This is a genomic window from Cypionkella sp., assembly GCF_028290025.1.
In the GTDB taxonomy this organism is placed as follows: Bacteria; Pseudomonadota; Alphaproteobacteria; order Rhodobacterales; family Rhodobacteraceae; genus Cypionkella.
Window position 1 is genome coordinate 1 of sequence record NZ_JAQGKQ010000103.1, and the last position, 7,195, is coordinate 7,195.

The 7,195-nt window shown below is 55.3% G+C and carries 9 protein-coding genes; 4 read left to right on the forward strand and 5 right to left on the reverse strand.

Translation table 11 applies throughout. The features are described from left to right. A partial coding sequence (locus JWS10_RS18455; RefSeq protein WP_299509264.1) for a hypothetical protein occupies positions 1-240 on the forward strand: 240 nt, incomplete at its 5' end. 24 nt (positions 241-264) lie between these two features. After that, positions 265-786, forward strand: a complete 522-nt coding sequence (locus JWS10_RS18460) for a YbjQ family protein (protein WP_299509265.1) — start codon at positions 265-267, stop codon at positions 784-786. A gap of 590 nt (positions 787-1,376) precedes the next feature. Here JWS10_RS18460 and JWS10_RS18465 read toward each other — a convergent pair. Both JWS10_RS18465 and JWS10_RS18470 read right to left on the reverse strand, forming a co-directional pair. Next, positions 1,377-1,616 carry a hypothetical protein gene (locus tag JWS10_RS18465; protein ID WP_299509266.1) on the reverse strand — a complete coding sequence of 80 codons (240 nt, stop codon included), beginning with the start codon at positions 1,614-1,616 and terminating at the stop codon, positions 1,377-1,379. 147 nt (positions 1,617-1,763) lie between these two features. Beyond that, the gene (locus JWS10_RS18470; protein WP_299509272.1) at positions 1,764-2,132 is read right to left on the reverse strand and encodes a response regulator; all 369 of its coding nucleotides are present in this window, start codon (positions 2,130-2,132) and stop codon (positions 1,764-1,766) included. A gap of 467 nt (positions 2,133-2,599) precedes the next feature. Here JWS10_RS18470 and JWS10_RS18475 point away from each other — a divergent pair, with 467 nt between their 5' ends. Further along, positions 2,600-2,869 (forward strand): hypothetical protein, encoded by a 270-nt coding sequence (locus tag JWS10_RS18475; RefSeq protein WP_299509267.1) that lies wholly within the window; start codon positions 2,600-2,602, stop codon positions 2,867-2,869. 245 nt (positions 2,870-3,114) lie between these two features. Further along, the gene (locus JWS10_RS18480) at positions 3,115-4,221 is read left to right on the forward strand and encodes a TRAP transporter substrate-binding protein (RefSeq protein ID WP_299509268.1); all 1,107 of its coding nucleotides are present in this window, start codon (positions 3,115-3,117) and stop codon (positions 4,219-4,221) included. Between the two features lie 67 nt (positions 4,222-4,288). On the opposite strand, the gene JWS10_RS18485 is transcribed toward JWS10_RS18480, so the two are convergent. The 3 genes from JWS10_RS18485 to JWS10_RS18495 all read right to left on the reverse strand — a co-directional run. Continuing rightward, on the reverse strand, positions 4,289-6,040 hold the full coding sequence (locus tag JWS10_RS18485) for a TRAP transporter large permease subunit (RefSeq protein WP_299509269.1): 1,752 nt from the start codon (positions 6,038-6,040) through the stop codon (positions 4,289-4,291). Continuing rightward, positions 6,037-6,621 carry a TRAP transporter small permease subunit gene (locus tag JWS10_RS18490; RefSeq protein ID WP_299509270.1) on the reverse strand — a complete coding sequence of 195 codons (585 nt, stop codon included), beginning with the start codon at positions 6,619-6,621 and terminating at the stop codon, positions 6,037-6,039. The genes JWS10_RS18485 and JWS10_RS18490 overlap by 4 nt, the downstream gene beginning before the upstream one ends. A gap of 262 nt (positions 6,622-6,883) precedes the next feature. After that, positions 6,884-7,195: TOBE domain-containing protein (locus tag JWS10_RS18495; protein ID WP_299509271.1), on the reverse strand; the 312-nt coding region annotated here is incomplete at its 5' end.

Below are 7,195 nucleotides of genomic sequence, written 5' to 3' on the forward strand. Positions count from 1 at the left end.
TTTACGGATGCGAAAAAAACTGTTGCCGTGATCCAGACTAATGCCGCGCAAAGAGGCTCCGGAGGCGTCTGGTGCTTTCAAGAGGGTGCCAACATCGGCATCGCGCGAACAGTGTTCGTCGACGGGATTCCAATTCTTTTGCCGCGAACAGAAAACGAGGAAGCTCGAACGCTGTCAAAACGCGCTGCGCTGGCCGCTCGCTTGCTGGGTAAAGTCGTTTGGCTAGGTATTATTACATGACTAGAAACATCGGAGGGCAGTGAAGTGGCAGCTTGCACGCAATGTGATCAACGACTCGCGTTGTTGGAGCGTAAGACAGGTATTTGTTTTGTTTGCGCGGAGAAAAACAGAAACCCAACATCCGCCGCGCCAAAGCAATTTCCCGATCTTACCTCGCTGAATACAGCCTCTCTCGAACGTAGGAAGCTTGATGAAGCACTGTCAGCGATCATCCTGACAACAGAGTCTTCGCACAACCTCGCCATTTCCGAACGCATCGAAATTATCACAGCTGAGTGCGTTCTCGGGATGAATATCTTCAAAGACATTGGGTCGTCTATTCGAGACCTCGTTGGAGGTCGCAACGAGTCATATCAGAATGCGCTTAAGGACGCCCGGAAGGCAGTTCTGCTGGAGCTTCGGCGTGAAGCCTTTCAGGTTGGGGCGGACGCAGTTGTCGCGGTCGATCTCGATTACAGCGAAATTTCAGGCGGCGGCAAAAGCATGATCTTCCTCGTCGCCTCTGGCACTGCGGTGCGGCTTTCCAAGCCTACCAGCCTTAACTGACGCGATTCACTTCCCAGTTGTCCATCGGCTAACGCTGAGAGTGTAGCGATAACTTTATTTTCAAATCAATGTGTTACGGCCAACTGGGAAGCGCAAACCAAACTGGGAAGCGCTCTTCCCGGTTCCGGCAGCTAAAACCCCGCCTCAACTGAGCTCGCCGCGCCTATATACGCCCATTTAACCCTTATTAAATGGTCTTTAAACGGTCGCTAATTCGCCGACCACAAAACGCCCTCGCCGCCCCCAAAGCCACGCAACCGGCCCTTTTCGGCTTCTCTGCCAACTCCGGCGCGCAACAACCTTCGCGCCGCCGGATGGCCTTCAAGCTCCCGTAATCACGCGCTTTTTCGGCCGTTCCCACTAATTCCCGGATGATCCCGCTTCTCTGCAGGTTCTGGTGTCACCTCACAAACATTTAGGTGTAGTGGCGTGACAGCCGGTTCTGCACAGAATGCCTGAAGATTTAACGGGATTGCGATTTCATAATTGATCGCCAGCGGCGTGGTGGGAGGTCGCGTTGGACAGGTATACTTAAGGCCAAAAGGCCGGGGAAACCCCCGGCCTTTGCATTCGCATATTGGACAAGCCAATTAGTCGTTCTTGTGGCTTTGGCGGCCGGCTTCGGCATGTTGCTCGGGGGTTCCCCCACGAGTGCCGCTGCTGGACTGTTGCCCACCGGACGACTTGCCGCCCGACGACTTGCCGCCGGACGAGTCGTTTTTGTGACTTTGGCGACCAGCTTCGGCATGCTGCTCGGGGGTCCCGCCCCGGGTGCCGCCAGCCTCTTTGCCGCCGGAACCGCTTTTGGATTCTTGGCTATTGTTAGGCATAATTTTCTCCTCTCCTAGAACCGACTCCCTTTGTCGATCAAGTTATCAAGCCTGAGAAAGACAGCTGGTTCCGGCTATGAACTTCACAATTTGCGGTAGAGCGCGCATTTCGTCCGAGTGAGCCAAAACGCGCCGCAGCAGAGCGGTCTAAACCCCGAGTAGCTTCGTAATCGCATTGGTAATTGCTCGGTCGGAGTAGGGTTTCGATAAGAATATGCAACCGGAAGGTAGGCTTTGTTCTTGCAGCTGGAACACCCCGGAGGCGACCAACAGCTTTACATGGGGCCAAAGAATTCGCACGTACTGACATAATTCGATACCGTCCATTGAGCCGGGCATCTGGACGTCAGTGAACACCAGATCAATATCCTGCCTCGTCTCAAGGATGAGGATCGCCTCGTCGGCGTTTTGAGCCTCCAAAGCCTCGTATCCGGTGCGTGCAATTGTGTCTAAGGCGTTTAACCGAATCAGAAAACTATCTTCAACGACTAGAACGACCCGCCAGCCGTTTTTCACGTTCAATACTCCCGCCCCTGTCCACTAGATTTAGTCAGTTCGGTGGCGGGTTATCGGTTCCATAGCTTGGTCACTTTCTTTCCATCGCACTGGCCAATTTCAGCTTGCGCCTGCTGCTTTTGTTGAATTAAAAAATCATGCTCTCATAATTGATCGCAAAGAAAGGGCAGCGCTATGGATGCACTTCGTCTGACGATCACGGCATTTGCTGTTAACTGTCTGGTGGGGTTCGGCGTGGAACTGCTGTTGAGAGCGGGGCTGCATTAATCCTTCGCAACCGCTCAGAAGCCGCGCGCTTTTCGTTCGTTACAAGAGTGTTCCTAAATACATTCACCCTTAAAGGCCGGGAGAGTTGAGCGATAGATAGCGGCTGCGGCTGTTTTTTTGTTGTGTAAGCCAAAATTGGGAACCAGCGGCGGCGGCTAAGAATTAGGTCATTCAGGCTAACACCCGTGAAAGGTTTATCCATGACGCACAATAATCCCGAAAATCCTGGTTCCACTGTAGATGATTCTGCTCGCAACCAACTGCCGCCGGACACGCAACCCATCTTTGATGACAGCGATGAAGATCTGTCTTGGCCCGAGCACGACACGTTGCCGATTGATGATGACGGTAATGTGCTGCCCGGTGATGGCGGTGCCGGCGATGATCCAACCGACAGCGGCGAGCAACAGCAGTTCGATCCCGATAATACGCGTCGTAGGCTCCACCTAGGGATGCCGCTCGCAGAGTGAGTTTGCGGCGGACATAATTGTCCTCGGTTTTTTGCTTGGTAGTATTGATACAACAAATGACCCAACGGCCCGTCTGACCCAACGGCCCCGCCCGGTAAAGCGTCGCAGGTATTTACTTTACGTCAACGTCGCCCTCCCAGCCTCAAGACTGGACAGGGCGTTTTTAGCATGTAACCTTCGAACATCTGTCGGGAGGAACGCGACAGAACGCTGTTTTACCCACATGTCGCAATCGGGAGGAATACATGGATCGTCGCTCATTTCTGACAAAGGCTGCCGTTGGAGGCGTCGGAGCCGCAGCCGCTACGACTTTGGCTGCGCCAGCGCTGGCACAGGCATCACCGAAGATTACGTGGCGGTTGACCTCGTCCTTCCCGAAATCGCTGGACACAATTTATGGCGGTGCGGAAGTGCTGTCGCAGCGTTTGTCCGAAGCCACTGATGGCAACTTTACCATTCAGGTTTTTGCGGCGGGCGAATTGGTACCGGGTCTGCAAGCTGCAGATGAGGTGACGGCGGGCAATATCGAGGCGTGCCACACCGTTGGCTATTACTATTGGGGCAAAGATCCGAGCTGGGCTGTCGCGGCGGCCGTGCCGTTTGGACTTTCAGCGCGGGGTCATAATGCTTGGCAGTACCATGGTGGTGGCATTGATCTGTATAACGAGTTCCTCGCGCAGCATAATATCGTAGCCTTGCCGGGCGGTAATACTGGCGTGCAAATGGGTGGCTGGTTCCGCAAGGAAATCAACACAGTGGCCGACATGCAGGGCTTGAAAATGCGCGTTGGCGGCTTCGCTGGAAAAGTGATGGAAAAGCTCGGCGTCGTGCCACAGCAAATTGCTGGCGGCGACATTTATCCCGCGCTGGAAAAAGGTACCATTGATGGCGCCGAATGGGTCGGCCCTTATGATGATGAAAAGCTCGGTTTCCAGAAGGTCGCGCCTTACTACTATTATCCCGGCTGGTGGGAAGGCGGCCCGACCGTCCATTTCATGTTCAACAAAGCCGCCTACGAGGGACTGACCCCGGCTTACCAATCGCTGCTGCGCTCGGTTTGCCAAGGCGTCGATGCCGATATGCTGCAAAAATATGACTACAAGAACCCTACCGCGATCAAATCTCTGGTCGCCAATGGCGCGCAGCTGCGGCCTTTCAGCCCGGAAATCCTTGAAGCCTGCTTCGTTGCGGCAAATGAGGTTTATGCCGAGATGGAGGCGACAAATCCGTCATTCGCCAAGCTTTGGGGTTCAATCAAGGCTTTCCGCACCGAGCATTACACTTGGGCGCAGATCGCGGAGTATAATTACGACACCTTCATGATGACCCAGCAAAACGCCGGAAAATTGTAAGGTTCTAGGCGCATAAACCGGGCAGATTTGAGACCCCGGCAGCTTAAGCTGTCGGGGTCTCTGTTAATCAAGGCGCAGGCTTCGGTGCATCCGGCTTTCCGATCGCCGGAGCCCCCAACGCCGGGGCGCCGACCTTGGGCGCACCAAGAACAGGGGCACCGAGTTTGGGCTGACCAAGCGTGCCACCGAGACCGCTGCCACCGAGCGTAGGCATTTGCGGCAAGGTGATTGTCACGTTTGAGGTGTCTACCGGCGTGCCTTTATAGTGCATCACAAGCTGCGGGAAGGCGATGACTACGCCGACCATCACGACCTGGATAATCACAAATGGCACCGCGCCCCAGTAAATCTGGCCGGTGGTCACTGGGGCGGTTTTCTTGCCTGTTACTTTATCCAGATAGGGTATGCGCGGGGCGACCGAGCGCAGGTAGAACAGCGCGAAGCCAAACGGCGGGTGCATGAACGAGGTCTGCATGTTCACCCCAAGGATGATGCCAAGCCAGATCAGATCAATGCCCATGGCCTCTGCCGGGGCGACGAGTAGCGGCACGATGATGAAAGCAAGCTCGAAGAAGTCGAGGAAGAACGCGAGCACGAACACCAAGAGCGACACCACGATCAGGAAGCCGGTTTGGCCTCCGGGCAGCGAGGTTAGCAGATGCTCAACCCAAATATGGCCGTTGACGCCGTAAAATGTCAGCGAAAATACCCGCGCGCCGAGCAGGATAAACATCACGAACGATGACAGCCGGGTTGTAGAAGCGAGGGCTTGGGTGATCACTGACATTGTGAGACGCCTCTTGGCCGCCGCCAGTAGCAAAGCGCCAACGGCCCCCATCGCGCCGCCTTCGGTAGGAGTGGCGATGCCGAGGAAAATCGTGCCCAGGACGAGAAAGATCAACGCGAGGGGTGGGATCAACACGATTATAACCTGTTGCGCAAGCCGCGACATCACACCAGTTTTCAGCGTCTTGTCGATTACAGCAGCCATGTAGATTGCGAGAATACCCACCACCGCGCCAAGTATTGCCGCATTGCTGCTGCCGCCTTGATCAAAGTAACGGTGCGCGCCGTAAGAGATCGCCAGCGCCGCCAACAAAGCTATGAGCAGCGAGGTGACGCCATGCCCAAGGGTGCGTGCTTCAAGCGGCAGAGCGGGCATTGAGTTGGGCTTAACAATCGACATCACCAGCACGTAAGCCATGTAAAACCCGGTGAGGATCAGCCCAGGAAACATCGCGGCTGCATACATATCACCGACCGAGCGGCCCAACTGGTCAGCCAAAACGATGAGCACTAGGCTGGGCGGGATGATCTGCGCCAGTGTTCCAGAAGCGGCGATGACCCCCGACGCTACCCTGCGATCATAGCCATTACGCAACATGATCGGCAGCGAAATGAGGCCCATCGCGATCACGCTTGCCGCGACAACTCCGGTAGTTGCCGCGAGCAATGCGCCGACGATGATCACCGCATAGGCAAGCCCACCGCGGATCGGGCCAAACAACTGACCGATCGTATCCAGCAAGTCCTCGGCCATGCCGCTGCGTTCCAGCACGATGCCCATAAACGTGAAGAACGGAATCGCGAGTAAGGTCTCATTCGCCAACACCCCCCAGAACCGATTGGGCAAAGTGTTCAGCAACGGCCAGCTAAGGTTGATCGCGCCTTCGGACAATGGCGCAAGTTCGACGCCGATGAAGAAGAAAAACAAGCCGTTTGCCGCCAGTGCGAACGCAACGGGGTAGCCTAGCAGCAGGAAAATCACCAAGCTGGCGAACATGATCGGCGCCATGTTCAGCGCAATGAACTCCATCATTTGGCGATCTCCTCGACCAGCGCCTTGCCTTCCAACTCGGCGGCCTCATGTGCTGAGATGAAGGGCGTGGGATCGTCCAGCAAGCCGCGCATCACGGCGATCTTCTTGATGATCTCGGATATTCCCTGCATGGCCAGAAGAAAAAAGCCAATTAGAAGCAATGCCTTGGCAGGCCAGATTGTTAGACCGCCGGAGTTGGTAGATACCTCACCCGAGACATAAGACCGGGCCACATAGGGCACCAGATAATACAGCATCAGCAACACAAACGGCATCAAGAAGACCAGATGACCGAACAAGTCGATCCAGTGCTGCACCCGTCGCGAGAACATGCCGTAAACAATGTCGATACGAATATGCTCGTTTTGTTTCAGCGTGTAGGCGGCTGCCAGCAGGAACGCCGCTCCAAAAAGATACCATTGCAGTTCCAGCCAAGAGTTCGACGAAACGCTGAAAACTTTACGGACAACGGCGTTGGTGGCGCTGACAATGACCGCAATCAGGATCAGCCACGAGACGGCCTTGCCGATGATTTCATTGAAACGATCAATCCCCGCAGCGAATGCGAGCAGGCTTTTCATTGGCAGACCCCCTTAAATTCACGCTTTGTTGGCGCTCATTAACTATGGTCGTGACCGGAAGCATCCGCCCCGCCTAAGACCACTCCTCTTGGTTGTGAGTCTCACGGATTTTTTGCGCAAAACCAAGTGGTAACGTGTGGGAAAGGACTGAGTTGTGCTTGGCCGCCGATTTCATGGGATTGATCACGGGCAGTGACCCAGCCTTGAGAGCAAGGGCGGGCTGGGATGGGCGAACAGCGGGCGTTTTAGGAGCGGCAGACTATTATGCCGAAACCTCGAACATATCGGTGCTGGCAAAATGGGCGAGCGCGGTCTGTCCGATGGCGGGGGCGACCAGATTTGGGCTATTGAACATATCGAATGAGATCGCTTCGGCCCCAACATCCATGCGGATACGGATGACCGAACCCATGAAGTTGACGCTCTTTACCATGCCCTCAAACGTGACGTCTCGGCTGGCCGAGGGGATCAGAGATATCGCTTCGGGGCGTAATGCCAGCGATACCGAGCCGTCTGTGTCGGGGTATTCGACGGCTTTGGTCAGTTGCACCGTCTGGCCTCCGACCGTGACCTT

Excerpts from the sequence above, each read along its gene's own strand:
- JWS10_RS18465 (WP_299509266.1), bottom strand. The coding sequence starts at position 1,616 with ATGCCTAACAATAGCCAAGAATCCAAAAGCGGTTCCGGCGGCAAAGAG.
- JWS10_RS18475 (WP_299509267.1), top strand. The coding sequence starts at position 2,600 with ATGACGCACAATAATCCCGAAAATCCTGGTTCCACTGTAGATGATTCT.
- JWS10_RS18480 (WP_299509268.1), top strand. The coding sequence starts at position 3,115 with ATGGATCGTCGCTCATTTCTGACAAAGGCTGCCGTTGGAGGCGTCGGA.
- JWS10_RS18485 (WP_299509269.1), bottom strand. The coding sequence starts at position 6,040 with ATGATGGAGTTCATTGCGCTGAACATGGCGCCGATCATGTTCGCCAGC.
- JWS10_RS18490 (WP_299509270.1), bottom strand. The coding sequence starts at position 6,621 with ATGAAAAGCCTGCTCGCATTCGCTGCGGGGATTGATCGTTTCAATGAA.